The organism is Malaciobacter canalis (genome assembly GCF_008000835.1).
In the GTDB taxonomy this organism is placed as follows: Bacteria; Campylobacterota; Campylobacteria; order Campylobacterales; family Arcobacteraceae; genus Malaciobacter; species Malaciobacter canalis.
The window spans coordinates 2,725,915-2,739,054 of sequence record NZ_CP042812.1 but is presented as its reverse complement, the minus strand read 5'-3'; the positions used below and the strand labels follow the sequence as shown (position 1 = coordinate 2,739,054).

Sequence of the window (13,140 nt, the reverse complement as noted above, 5' to 3'; positions counted from 1 at the left end):
AGAAAGAAGTTCTTCCTTACTTATTTGATTAGTTTTAGTTGAGTTTTAGCCTTTTCATAAGTTGAAACCTCTAAGTAAGCTTTTGCTTTTTTCAGATCTTTTTCTATTTCACCTTTACCATATTGATAAATAATACCTATATTGTATGCAGCAATACCTTTTTGAGTTTCATCTTCACTATTTCTAAAAGCGTTTTCATAGTATTTTAAAGCAGTTTTCACATCTTTTTTACCTAATAAACCTTTTTCATAAATAATTCCAAGTTCTATACTAGCACTAGCATTTCCTCTTTCATCTGAAATTTTATAATATTTTACTGCTTCTTTATAATCTTTTTTCTCATTATAATATTCACCTAAATGAAAAGAAGCATATTTATCATATTTATAAATCATTTTGAAAAGAGCTACTGCTTTTTCCATATCTTTTTTTACTGCATATCCCTTTTTATAAAAAACTCCAAGAAGATTTATAGAAGCGCTATTTCTCTCTTTTGCTCCAAGCTCTAAATACTCTTTTGCTTTTTCATAATTAAGCTCAATTATCTGCCCTTTATAGTCATCATTTTTGTAATATAACCAAGCAAGATTATAATACGCTGATGCATAACCTCTTTTTGCAGCTTCTTCATAGTATTCTTTAGCTTTTAATAAATCTACATCAACACCTTTTCCATAGTGATATGACCAAGCAATATTTGCATAATCTCTTGCTGAACCTCTTTTTTCTAGAAGTTCTTTAGAGTATTTAAAACCTTTTTTATAGTTGACAATAGATTCACTATCTTTACAACTTCCACAAAGGTAAAGATTTACAAGTCTATTAATTGAGTCTATATTTCCTTTTGAAGCTAAATCTTCATAAATTGCAAGACCTTTTTCAGGCTCTTTTTTGAAATCTTTAAGATAATATGGAGGATTTATATATAATTCTGCAAGCAGTCTTGTAGCTTCTACGTCACCTCTTTTATGAAGGTCTTCATATACTTTTATAGCTTCATTATATTTTTGTTGTTTTGAACTAAGATAAAATCTTGCAAGATTTTTTGCACTTTTTACATCACCTGCTTCTACACCCTTTTTATAATATTCAAGTGCAATTTCAGGTTTTCTATATTTATTGTATAAAGCTGATTTTCTAAGTTCTAAAATATCTGTTTTTTCATTTGTTGGAAGATCTTTTAATTTCTCTTTTGTTTCATTAAAGTAATCTCTATAGCTATATGAAGAAGTTAATTTTTTCGCTAACTCTTTTTTTAGTTCAATATCATCACTTTTTAAAATATAGTCTTGCCATTTAAGAGTTAGTTTGTACTCTTCTGGATTGAAGTTGTATTTTGATGGTTTTTTACTAGCAAGTTCTAAAATTGCTTCTTTGTTTCCATCTTTTGCTAATTCATTATATATAGCATTTGCTTTTTGGTCAAATCTTTTTTTATCATAATATTTAGCAACAAATAGTTTACCCTCATTTGACTCTTCTAGTTTTGATTTTATTTCAAAGAATTTGTCCATTAATTCTGGTTTTTCAGAGTAATATTTTAGTAACTCTGCTGCTGCTTTTTTATGTTTTAAAAGTGCTGCTTTTTCTAAATATTCTGCTGCTTTATCTTTGTCTGCTTTTAACTTTTGTTTGTAGTTGCCAATTTTATACATTCTAGCAATTTCATAATATGCTTGTGCATTTGTATTATCTATTTTAAGACCAGCTTCATATGCTCTAATTGATTCTTTGTATTTATAAAATCTTTTTAATTTATCTGCAAGAAGAAAAATCTTTTCTGAATCTTTTGTGTCAATTGTTTCATTAATAAAGCTATTTACTTCATTATCTTTATTTTGGTATGCTGCTCTTCTTAGATTTTTGATTGCAACTTCAAATGGTTCTTTATAACCTTTTTTATCCATAAACTCTTTAATAGTAGCTAATTGCTCTTTTTTATATTTATCATTGTAGAAAATATATAAATCAGCTAATTGTTTTTCTGATAGTTTATCAATTACTTTTTTTTGTAAAGCTTTTGCTTTTTCATACTTGTAGTTTTTAGTATAATATTTAATTAGTTCAACTGTGGCATCTTTACTATTAAGTTCTATGGCTTTTTCATAAAGTTTTACAGTTTTTTCTTTACCATTTATGAACATATCATTATATTCTTCATAAATTTTTGCAATTTCTGTTAAATCTTCTGAACTTTTTACATTTAAAAGTTCTTCGTACCATTTATTAAAATAGTATAAACCCTCTTTTGTTTTAGGGAAATTATAGTTTTTTGCTAATGCAAGAATTGCTTTTGTATTTCCATTGTTTGCATCTTCAATTAACTCTTGTTTTGGCTTTACTTTATTTGTATTTAATCCAAGGTTTGCACACCCTGTAAAAAGTAATAAAGTAATAGCTATTGATGATAAAAATTTCATATACCTTCCTATGCTTTTTTGATTTTGTTTGAGTATAAATACCACCTAAGTTAGATTATCTAAGCTCTTTAGTTACAATAATTTATAAGATATAAAACTATTAATTCTTTTTTAATTCTATGAATAAACATAAAGTATATTTATAAGAAATAGAATTAAAAAGTTTGGTTTTAAAACTTATTGATAATAAAAATCAAATAATATGAAAAGTAATCTTAAATTAAGATATAAGCCTATAAATACTTATATTTTAAAGCTCATAGATAGTTAAGAGATATTAATGTATTATCTTACTTTAATTAAGAAGAGGTGCTATGATTTTTATACTTTTTTTTGGTTTTATTATTGTTTTATTAGTGGGTTTAAATATATACGATAATATGAATCTAAATAAGCTAGAAGAGTTTATAAAAAAACAAGATTGTCAAATGTATATTTATTCAAAAGGTTCATATAAAGCTATTTGTCAAAACAAAGTTTTGGTTTTAAAGAATAGTTTTGAGATTGATTTGGATAAAAACAAAGTTGAGATTTTATATAAAGATATAAAAAAGACAAAGATTGAACAAAATAGCATTCTTATTAATAATACTAAACTAGATTTTAAAGAAAAAAATAGTTTAGAAAAATTTTACAATTTATTACAGGATAAGTTAAACAATGAATGAAATAATCGAGTTTATTAAAGCAAAAGATGTAAGTAAAACAGCATTTTTCGCGCAACTAAAATGTACTATTGAAGAAGCAAAAATACTTCAATTTCTTACAAAAGAGTATATTATTGGAAGAGATTCTTTAGTTGTTGTAGATGTTTTAAGTGAATTTTATGATGTAAAAAGTTTCGAGCATCTTTATAAAGTAGAAGAGATTAAATCACTTTTAGAACTTGGTTGGTTAGTTCATAATAGTTTTGAACATGTAAAAATTAGTGATATTTCAAAATTAGAGTTGTTAAATTCAAATATTTCTTTATCAACAGCATTTTTAAAACTTTTAGAAGAGGGTTCTTTAGAGTTTGTATTGCCAGAGATAAAAAAATATAGTGACCATTTAGAGTATCTGCAAGATCAATTTTTTAAAATTGACTTAGCAAAACAATTAAATATGGTAAAAAGAAATTTTGATGAGAATTCACCTAATAGAAATAGATTAAAATCAAAACTATTGATGCTTGAAAATAGAATAAAAGAGAGAGTTAAAGTTACAGAAAAAGATATTATGCTTGAAGATTTTTTTAAAGAGCACTCTTTAGAAGAACAAGAACAAACAATATTTTTAGCACTTTTAAAAGAAGAGTATTCAGGGGGTGATGGAACAATTAGAGATATGAACTCTTTAATTGAACTAATCTCAAGTGATGATTATGAAAAGATAAAATTTAGAAGTTTACTAGAAGAGAGTTCAAAGTTAGTTTCAAAAAATTTAATTGATTATGATGAAGTTTTAACTCCTTTTGGAGGAATAAATAGAAACTTTTTTATTCCAGATGAGATTTTATATAAAATTTCTCATCCAACAAAGAAAAAGTCAAGAAGATCAAAACTAAAGTTAAATACAGTTATTAAAGAACAAGATATGTTTGAGCTTATCTCAACTACTAAAACTTTAGAAGATGTAGTTTTAAATGATAAGACTAAAGAGACACTAAATTCACTTTTAAAGCAAGTAGATAAAAATGTTTTAAATAAGTTAAAACAGTGGGGAATAAAAGAGAAAAGAAGAGGAATTGATGCAAGAATAATCTTTTATGGTTTTGCAGGAACAGGAAAGACTCTAACAGCACTTGCTTTAGCAAAATCATTAAAAAGAGAAGTATTAAGTTTTGACTGTAGTAAGATTTTATCTATGTATGTGGGTGAGAGTGAAAAAAATGTTAGAAATATTTTTGATACATATAAAGATTTGGTAGAAAAAACAAAATCAGAACCAGTTTTACTTTTAAATGAAGCAGATCAATTTTTAAGTGCAAGAAGTAGTGGCTCAAATAGTGGAAGTGAAAAAATGCATAATCAAATGCAAAATATTTTCCTAGAACAAATTGAAAGATTTGATGGTATTTTAATAGCAACAACAAACCTTTTAGAGTCAATTGATACTGCATTTTCAAGAAGATTTAATTATAAAATCGAGTTTAAAAAACCAACTTTAAAGCAAAGAGAAGAGCTTTGGAAAAAACTATTACCTGAAAAACTACCTTTAAGTGATGATTTTGATTTAGAGCAATTATTATCATATGAACTTACAGGTGGACAAATAGAATTAGTTATAAAAAATACTGCTTATAAAGTCGCTTTAGATGAAGAACCTATCTTTACAATTGAGGCTTTTAAAGACCAAATTGAAAAAGAGTTAAAAGGCAATTTTGATAGTGAAAATAAAATGGGATTTATGAGTTAAAACATTTATAAGCTAAAGTAATCTTTATCTTAAGTTAATATAATTTAAAGTTTAAGTGATTGATTTCTTTGGTTTTAAAAATAGTTTAAAAAAATTTATTTAATTTAAGCAAAAACCCCATAGTAGCATAAGTATAGCTTTAGTAGATATTAGATAGGATTAAAAAAATAATTAATCAACTTTTAAGTGTAAAAATTAGATCTTAAGGATATATGATGTCACATATGGAGTTTTCTCATCCGTATTTTGGTGTATTTGTTATGTTTATTTTAACATTCACTGCTTTTATCTTAACTGTATATCTTGCAAGAGTAATAAGTAGAAAGATTGCAAGATTAAATACTGAAAAATTAAAAGTATCCTTATATGAGTGTGGACCTGAGGTTACCAAACAACCCAATACAATATCAGTGCAGTTTTATCTAATGGCATTGTTATTTATTTTATTTGATATTGAAATAATATTTATGTTCCCTTGGGCAATTAACTTTCAAATATTAGGTTGGTTTGGTTTTGTTGAAATGATATTGTTTATTTTACTTTTAACAATTGGTTTTATATATGCATGGAAAAAAGGAGCTTTAGAATGGCACAGCATAAAGTAAATTATTTAGCTGATGGTGGAGCTCCTATTGCTTTAACAACAGTAGATAAGCTTGTAAACTGGGGGCGAAGTAACTCCTTGTGGCCTTTGACTTATGGACTTGCATGTTGTGCAATTGAGATGATGGCAACAGGTGCTTCAAGATATGATTTTGATAGATTTGGAACAATTTTTAGAGCAAGTCCTAGACAAGCTGATGTTATTGTAATAGCTGGAACATTAACTAAAAAACATGCTGAATTTATGAGAAGATTGTATGATCAAATGCCTGATCCAAAGTGGGTTATATCTATGGGTTCATGTGCAAATACAGGAGGTATGTTTAATACATATGCAACTGTTCAAGGTGCAGATAGAATAGTTCCTGTTGATATATATTTACCTGGATGTGCACCACGACCTGAAAGTTTGCAATATGCACTTATGATGCTTCAAAAAAAGATTAGAAAAGAATCAATCTTTAGATCAATAAAGAAAAAGAGGTTAGTATGAGAGAATACAAACCAAAAGATGATGTACAAAATAAATCATATTTTAGTGATAGGTTTTATATTACTCCATCAATTCCTAAAGTTGATGTTTGTCAAGATAAAATCTTTTTAGATGATGTAGAATTACTCTCTTCAAAAGTAAAAATACTTGATAAGTATATACAAAAAGAGCATTTGGTTATTTACATAAATCCAAAAGAGAATATAAATGCAATTGAGATTTTAAAAAATGAACTTCAATACGATATGCTTATTGATATCTCTGCTATTGATTATATTTCATCAAAAGGTGGCTTTGAGATTTTTTATGAATTTTTATCAATGAGTAAGCATAAAAGATTAAGACTTAAGTGTTTTATAGAAGAAAAAGAAGAGTTAAACTCTGTTTATTCACTTTTTAAAATGGCAAATTGGTCAGAAAGGGAGATGTATGATATGTATGGAGTAAAAATCATAAATCACCCAAATATGAAAAGAATACTAATGCCAAATGATTGGCATGATCATCCTTTGAGAAAAACATATCCTTTACATGGTGATGAAGCTGCATCGTGGTATGAAGTAGATAAGATTTTTGGAAAAGAAGCAAGGGAAATAATAGGTCCAGAAATCAGAGATGCTGCTGCTATTGATAGATATGATACTACCAGATTTGCAAGATTAGGTCATGAGGTTCCTTATGGCACTGATATTACGAATGGAAAAGAGCCAGAGCATACACCACTTGCTTATCAAGAAGAAGGTGGAGTTAAACTTATCAAAAAATTCAAAGAAGAAGAGTCTGTGACTTTAAAAGAAAGAAGGTAAATATGCAACAACAAACACCTAATAGATTAAAACCTTTTTTTGAAAATATTAACTTTGAAAGAGAAGATAATACAATGGTGGTTAATTTTGGACCACAACATCCATCTGCTCACGGTCAAATGAGACTTATTTTAGAACTTCAAGGAGAAGAGGTAGTAAAAGCTAGACCTGATATTGGTTACTTGCATAGAGGCATGGAAAAGATGGCTGAAAACATGATTTATAATGAGTTTTTGCCAACTACTGATAGGATGGATTATATTGCTTCTACTTCAAATAATTATGGCTTTGCATTAGCTATTGAAAAACTTTTAGGAATAAAAGCACCAAGACGTGCTGAGATAATTAGAACAATGCTTTTAGAACTAAACAGAGTAATTTCTCATCTATTTTGGTTAGCAACACATGCGCTTGATGTTGGAGCTATGAGTGTATTTTTATATACATTTAGAGAAAGAGAATTTGCTATGGACCTTATTGAGGATTACTGTGGTGCAAGACTTACTCATAGTGCAGTTAGAATTGGTGGAGTTCCTTTGGATTTACCAAATGATTGGTGTAAAGATTTAGAAAAATTCTTAAAAGTATTAGAAGTTGAAGTTGAAAAATATGAGGGCTTATTAACTGAAAATAGAATTTGGAGAATGAGACTTGAAAATGTAGGTATTATAACTCCTGAACTTGCAAAATCTTGGGGAGTAACAGGAGTTGCTTTAAGAGCAACTGGTACTAAATGGGATTTAAGAAAAGAGATGCCTTATGGAATATATTCTGAACTTGATTTTGATATTCCTATTGCAACTACATGTGATGCGTATGGAAGATATAAGTGTTATATGCAAGAAATAAGAGAGTCAATTAAAATATTAAGACAACTTATTCCAATGTATGAAGAAAGTAAATGTGAACTTATGGCTCATGCCCCTGATTATATTTCAGCACCAAAAGAGCAAATTATGACTCAAAACTATTCACTTATGCAACATTTTGTTTTAGTAACACAAGGAATGAGACCTCCAAAAGGTGAGGTTTATGTAGCAACTGAATCACCAAAAGGTGAATTGGGATATATGGTTGTAAGTGATGGAACACCATATGCTTATAAGTTAAAAGTTAGAGCTCCAAGCTTTTTTCATACAGGTCTTTTAGAAGATTTGTTACCAGGGCATCAGTTAGCTGATGTGGTTACTTTGATTGGTAACCTTAACTTGGTATTTGGCGAAATTGATAGATAGGGCTAGATTATGAAAAGATTTGATTTGAGATTACTAAAAGATAACTTTTATGACAGAATGTTAGAATTAATGAAAACTGATATAAAAGATGGAGAAAATGCTATTTTCTTATTTGAAATAGGAGATTTCTCAGCTGTTCAAAAAAGTGCAGATTTAATATATGAAAATGGATATACACTTATGAACTCTATTAAGTTTAATGAAGTTGATTGGACAATAGTAGTAAAAAAAGTGCAACCTGAAAAAAAAGAGATAGAAACCAAAGAAGAAGAGTAGTAGTATGAAAAATTTAGATATTTTAAAAAAGAGTGATTATATTTTATGTTTTGCACAGTTCCTAGCTAATACAAATGAAGAAGTTGTAGATGCTATAAATGAAGCAAAAAAGAGTAATAACGCAGAAGTTATATATATGCATGCAGTTGATAGTTTGGCTTTAAAAGATTTTTATACACAATTTATTAAGTATGAAGCTGGAAGTGAAGAGGGAATTAGTGCATTGTTATTGGATACTTTTGCAAAAAATGCAAGTGCGAAAGTACAAGCTTATATAGATGATTTGGATATTGGTTATATCTCAGCAGAATCAAGTGCTGGAGAAGAAGAGTTTGAAGAGGCTTTAGAAAAGAGTTCAAATAAGAGTTTTAAAACTATACTAGTTGGCGATGATATTTTTTCTCATGAAAGAGTTGATAATATTTTAAAAATTTTAAGTGCCATTGAAAAGTATAGTGATTTTAATATAGTTTCATCAAGACAAATCGATAATGAAGATGAAAACTTAGAAGAAGTAGAAGAGCTTTTACCTTATAATGGAACAGTTATTTACTCTTATGTTGATAGCTCAAAAGATTCAAATATAGTTTATGCAAGTGCATCTTTTGCAAGAATTGCAAAGGTTGAAGATGGTGCAAAAATAAAACTAATTTCAAAAGAGGGTGAAGTTTCAAAACTATTAGAAATTGATGATACTCTACAAAATACAATTGCAATTTGTGCTACAAATAAGAAAGGAAATGATTTCTTATCATGTGGTTATATTTATAAACCCGTAAAAATAGAAAGGCTTGAAGAGTGAGTGATTTAATATCTTTAGACATTGATGGGAAACTTTGTAAAGCAAAAGAGGGAGAGAGTTTATTAAATATTGCAAGGGCAAATGGAATATTTGTTCCAGCAATTTGTTATCTAACAAGATGCTCTCCTACCCTTGCTTGTAGATTATGCCTAGTTGAGGCTGATGGAAAACAAGTATATGCTTGTAATGCAAAAGCTAAAGATGGAATGCAAGTAAAAACAACTACTGAAAATATTGCTAAAGAAAGAAGAGCAATAATGGAAGTATATGATGTAAATCATCCTTTACAGTGTGGGGTATGTGACCAAAGTGGAGAGTGTGAACTACAAAATTATACTTTATATATGAAAGTTGATTCTCAAAGTTATTCTATTAAAGATGTGCCAAGACCAACTCAACATTGGGGAGTTATGAATTATGATCCTGGATTATGTATAGTTTGCGAAAAATGCGTAACTGTATGTAAGGATATGATTGGTTCAAGTGCTTTAAGTACTGTAAAAAGAGGTTCTGATACAATCTCAAAAACTTTTAAAGATAGTATGCCAAAAGATGCATACTCAATGTGGAATAAGCTAAATAAATCTCTTATTGGCTTTGATGAAAGTTCATGTACAGATTGTGGAGAGTGTATCTCTGTTTGTCCAGTTGGAGCACTTGTATCAAATGATTTTCAATATAAATCAAATGCATGGGAGCTTACTAAAATTCCTGCTTCAAATCCTCACTCAAGTGATTGTGCTTTGATGTATTATGAAAGAAAGCATGAGTCTGTGCAAAACCATGATAAGTTAAAGATTTATAGAGTTACAAATGACCATCATTATGTGACATTAAATGGAGCAGCAAGATTTGCATATGATTTTGAAAATGAAGTAAAACAAAAAGATGAAAAAGCTTTTATTGAAGCACTTGATGCATTTAAAAAAGCAAAAACTATAAAATTTAACTCATTTATTACAAATGAAGAAGCATTGATTTTACAAAAATTAAAAGAAGAGTATAACTTTAAACTAGTAAATGATGATGCTTTTAAATATCAAAGATTTTTAAAAGAGTATAGTTTAGTAAGTGGAAACTCTTTGTATGGTTCAACACTAAAAGATGTTCATGATTCAAATTTTGTAGTATCTGTTGGTTCATTTTTAAAACATGACTTACCACATGCAAGATATGCTTTTAATAACTCTATTATATTAAATAAAGGTTCAGGATTATACTTTCATCCAATTGTTGATCCAATTATGGAAAAGATTGGTAAAAAGGGAAAAACAACAGAGTTTATATATCATCAACCTTTAAAAGAAGAGGCTGTTTTATATCTTCTTTTAGATATCTTTGCAGATGAAAATTTACCTGAAGATATTAAAAAATATCTTGAATCTTTAAAAGAAAAAAGAGTTAAAACTATTGTTGAAACAAAAAAAGAACAAGTAATAGAAAAAGTCTTAGATGAAGATAGTGGTGAAGAAAAAGAGCTTAAAAAGTTAGTAACAAAAAAAGAAGAAAAAGAAGTAGAGTATATCTACTCAAAACTTCTAGATGAAGTAGGGCTTGATGAAAACTTTTATGATTTAATTGATTCTATGCTTGTTAAAAAAGATAAATTTTCATTAATTATTGGAGAAGATATAATAACTCATCCAAATTATAAAACTTTAGCAAAACTTTGTGCAATGATTGAAAAATATACTAAGTTTGAAATTGTAATTATCCCTACTAAAACAAATACCTTAGGTGTTAGTTTAATTTGTCAATTAGATGAAAAACAAGAGGGTTTTACTATTGGATATAATGAAAAAGCTGATTATCAATTAAGTGCTTTAGGTGATGGGAATTTAGACATGCCAGCACTAAATCAACAAGAAGGAACATTTGTAAATATTGATAAAAGAGTTGTCCCTACAAATGCTGCTTTACCTTATAATGGTTATGTATTAAATGATATTGCAAATGAGTTGTTAGAAATTAAACAAGAAAATACAATTGATTACACTGTAAAACTTCCACTTTCAAGCGGATTTAAACAAGTAGAGTTTGACTCTTTAGTAAACTATTTTTCAAATGATGCAAATGAGCATAGAGGTTATGAATTACAAAATTTAGATACCAAGGTAAATGATATATTTGAAAGAACAGAGGTTTTAGATGTACAAGTTCATGATGATGAGTTTATTATTTATAAAGCAAATCCTATGAATTTATTTAATGAATTTGTAGCAAAATCCCATGAGTTTAAACAAAAAGCAAAAACTGGTATTTATGTATCTCAAAAACTCTTTGATAGATTAAACTTACAAGTAAATGAGAAAGTAAGAGTTCTAACAAAAAATAAAACTTTTGATTTAGATGTTTTTATTGATGAGCAAATTGATGGTGAAATAGCATATGTTTCTACATTTGATAAATCTTATGGAACTAAAGAGTTATTTGACTCATATAGATTTATTAGAGCTTCCCTAACAAAGGCTTAAAATGGAAACTAGTATTATAATTGAAACAATAATAAAAGCAATTGTTGTATTAGCAGTATTTTCTGCATTGGCAGGTTTTACTACATATATAGAAAGAAAAGTATTAGCTTATATGCAAAGAAGATTAGGTCCGTCAAATGTTGGACCATATGGTCTTTTACAATTAGTTGCTGATGGAATAAAGCTATTTACAAAAGAGGATTTTATTCCTCAAAATGCAGCAAGACCTGTATTTATGATAGCTCCAATAATTACAGCAGCTACAGCTTTTATTGCAATGAGTGCGGTTCCTTTTTTCCCTGAATTTGAGTTATTTGGCTATGTAGTAAGACCAATTATTGCAGATATTAATGTGGGTGTTTTATTTGTTTTAGGAGTTGCTTCTGTTGGTCTTTATGGACCACTTTTAGCAGGTATGAGCAGTGCAAATAAGTGGTCACTTTTAGGTGGGGCTAGAACTGCTATTCAACTTCTATCTTATGAGGTTGTTTCAGGGCTTGCTCTTTTAGCTCCTTTGATGCTAGTTGGAAGTTTATCTTTAATAGATATTAATAACTATCAAGCAGGAGGATTTACTTCATGGTTAATTTGGTCACAACCTTTAGCTTTTGTTCTTTTTGTAATTGCAGGTTTTGCAGAGACAAATAGAACACCTTTTGATTTATTAGAGCATGAAGCTGAGATTGTAGCAGGTTATGCTACTGAGTATTCAGGTCTTAGATGGGGAATGTTTTTTATTGGTGAGTATGCAAACCTTTTTACAGTCTGTTTTTTAGTTTCACTAATTTTTCTTGGTGGGTTCAATGATTTATGGTTTATTCCTGGTGGATTGGCAATTGTTTTAAAAGTAATGTTTTTAATCTTTTTCTTTTTATGGACAAGGGCTTCATGGCCACATATTAGACCTGATCAGCTTATGTGGTTATGTTGGAAAATACTAATGCCATTAGCAGTAATAAATATTCTTATTACTGGTTTTGTGATGATGTTTTAGGAGAGTATGATGGGTTTAGAAGAGTTTAAAGATAGAAATATTGGTGTACAAAACTATATAACTGTTCAAGATGATAACTATCCTAAAACAAATGGTGAAGTTTTCAAACAAATAGTTAAAAGAAGTTTAAAAGGTGAGCTTTTTACGGGGCTTAAAATCACATTTAATATGATGAGAGAAGCCTTATTTAAAGGTAAAATGCATACTGTTCAATACCCAGCAGAAAAGTTACCAATAGGACCTAGATATAGAGCTGTACATAAGTTATTGGCACTTTTAGAATCAGGAGAAAATAGATGTATTGGATGTGGACTTTGTGAAAAAATTTGTATCTCAAACTGTATTAAAATGGATACAAAAATAGATGAAAACTCAAGAAAAGAGGTCTTAGAATACACAATAAATATGGGAAGATGTATTTTTTGTGGATATTGTGCTGAGGTTTGTCCTGAACTTGCTATTGTTCATGGAGGAAGGTATGAAAATGCGAGTGAACAAAGAGCTCATTTTGCATTAAAAGAAGACTTATTAACACCACTTGATAAGTTACATTTACAAAAAGAGTATGAAGGTTTTGGAGCAGTATCACCTGATGCTGATGAAAAAATCCAAAAAACTCCACTTCAATATTAGGAGAAAA

At 28.4% G+C, this 13,140-nt stretch carries 12 protein-coding genes; 11 read left to right on the top strand and 1 reads right to left on the bottom strand.

Annotated elements, in window-relative coordinates; genetic code table 11:
• Positions 1-20 precede the first annotated feature (20 nt).
• Positions 21-2,420, bottom strand: a complete 2,400-nt coding sequence (locus ACAN_RS13480; RefSeq protein WP_099334528.1) for a tetratricopeptide repeat protein — start codon at positions 2,418-2,420, stop codon at positions 21-23.
• Positions 2,421-2,734: 314 nt separating this feature from the next.
• Here ACAN_RS13480 and ACAN_RS13475 point away from each other — a divergent pair, with 314 nt between their 5' ends.
• The 11 genes from ACAN_RS13475 (at position 2,735) to nuoI (ending at position 13,133) form a co-directional block, all read left to right on the top strand.
• The gene (locus ACAN_RS13475) at positions 2,735-3,088 is read left to right on the top strand and encodes a hypothetical protein (protein ID WP_099334529.1); all 354 of its coding nucleotides are present in this window, start codon (positions 2,735-2,737) and stop codon (positions 3,086-3,088) included.
• Complete coding sequence (locus ACAN_RS13470) at positions 3,081-4,817, top strand: ATP-binding protein (protein ID WP_099334530.1); 1,737 nt, start codon at positions 3,081-3,083, stop codon at positions 4,815-4,817. The genes ACAN_RS13475 and ACAN_RS13470 overlap by 8 nt, the downstream gene beginning before the upstream one ends.
• Before the next feature lie 215 nt (positions 4,818-5,032).
• A complete protein-coding gene (locus ACAN_RS13465; protein ID WP_099334531.1) occupies positions 5,033-5,422 on the top strand; it encodes an NAD(P)H-quinone oxidoreductase subunit 3 in 390 nt (129 codons plus the stop codon).
• Positions 5,404-5,913 carry a NuoB/complex I 20 kDa subunit family protein gene (locus ACAN_RS13460; protein ID WP_079577575.1) on the top strand — a complete coding sequence of 170 codons (510 nt, stop codon included), beginning with the start codon at positions 5,404-5,406 and terminating at the stop codon, positions 5,911-5,913. Before ACAN_RS13465 ends, ACAN_RS13460 begins: the two co-directional genes overlap by 19 nt.
• Positions 5,910-6,719, top strand: a complete 810-nt coding sequence (locus ACAN_RS13455) for an NADH-quinone oxidoreductase subunit C (protein ID WP_099334532.1) — start codon at positions 5,910-5,912, stop codon at positions 6,717-6,719. Before ACAN_RS13460 ends, ACAN_RS13455 begins: the two co-directional genes overlap by 4 nt.
• Positions 6,720-6,721: 2 nt before the next feature.
• Entirely contained in the window at positions 6,722-7,954 is a 1,233-nt protein-coding gene (gene nuoD / locus ACAN_RS13450) for an NADH dehydrogenase (quinone) subunit D (protein ID WP_099334533.1), read from the top strand.
• Between the two features lie 9 nt (positions 7,955-7,963).
• Entirely contained in the window at positions 7,964-8,230 is a 267-nt protein-coding gene (locus ACAN_RS13445; protein WP_099334534.1) for an NADH-ubiquinone oxidoreductase subunit E family protein, read from the top strand.
• A 4-nt stretch (positions 8,231-8,234) separates the two neighbouring features.
• Entirely contained in the window at positions 8,235-9,032 is a 798-nt protein-coding gene (locus ACAN_RS13440; RefSeq protein WP_191287716.1) for a hypothetical protein, read from the top strand.
• Complete coding sequence (locus tag ACAN_RS13435; protein WP_099334535.1) at positions 9,029-11,506, top strand: NADH-quinone oxidoreductase subunit G; 2,478 nt, start codon at positions 9,029-9,031, stop codon at positions 11,504-11,506. The genes ACAN_RS13440 and ACAN_RS13435 overlap by 4 nt, the downstream gene beginning before the upstream one ends.
• A gap of 1 nt (position 11,507) precedes the next feature.
• Positions 11,508-12,500 carry an NADH-quinone oxidoreductase subunit NuoH gene (nuoH, locus tag ACAN_RS13430; protein WP_099334536.1) on the top strand — a complete coding sequence of 331 codons (993 nt, stop codon included), beginning with the start codon at positions 11,508-11,510 and terminating at the stop codon, positions 12,498-12,500.
• Between the two features lie 9 nt (positions 12,501-12,509).
• On the top strand, positions 12,510-13,133 hold the full coding sequence (nuoI, locus tag ACAN_RS13425; RefSeq protein WP_099334537.1) for an NADH-quinone oxidoreductase subunit NuoI: 624 nt from the start codon (positions 12,510-12,512) through the stop codon (positions 13,131-13,133).
• The last annotated feature ends 7 nt before the right edge of the window (positions 13,134-13,140 follow it).